A 507-nucleotide genomic window follows, 5' to 3' on the forward strand; every position below is an offset into this window, starting at 1 on the left:
GGGTTTGATCTGATGGACCGCAAATTGCTCGAAGCCGTTTTATTCAAGTTCAATGGCGGCCCGGTCGGTTTGGACAATTTGGCCGCTGCGATCGGTGAAGAGCGCGATACGATCGAAGATGTGCTTGAACCTTATCTGATTCAGCAGGGCTTCTTGCAGCGCACACCGCGCGGGCGCATTGCGACACCGGCAGCTTATTCTCATTTCGGTGTGACGGCACCGCGCAGTGGGCCGAATGGCGAGCTGTGGGACCAGCGCTAGCACGATGCCGGCGCAACTTTTATTGATTTGACAGCAGCGCGATGCAGATTTTGGTCGATGCCGATGCCTGCCCCGGCGTAATCAAGGAAATCTTGTTTCGTGTCGCCGACCCGACGCAAATACCGGTGGTTTTGGTGGCGAATAAATTGCTGCGCACGCCGCCGTCCCGATATATCCGCGCAGTGCAAGTGCCCGCCGGCTTTGCTGTGGCCGACCGGGAAATTGTATTGCTGGCGCAGGCAGGCG

General features: G+C 57.8%; 2 protein-coding genes. Both read left to right on the top strand.

Translation table 11 applies throughout. The annotated features are described in order from the left end of the window. The coding region (locus DVK06_RS17285) for a Holliday junction DNA helicase RuvB C-terminal domain-containing protein (protein WP_199718780.1) at positions 1-261 on the top strand (261 nt) is incomplete at its 5' end. Between the two features lie 41 nt (positions 262-302). After that, a partial coding sequence (locus DVK06_RS17290) for a DUF188 domain-containing protein (protein ID WP_199718782.1) occupies positions 303-507 on the top strand: 205 nt, incomplete at its 3' end.

Source organism: Halorubrum sp. Atlit-28R (assembly GCF_003665955.1).
Taxonomy (GTDB): Archaea; Halobacteriota; Halobacteria; order Halobacteriales; family Haloferacaceae; genus Halorubrum; species Halorubrum tropicale.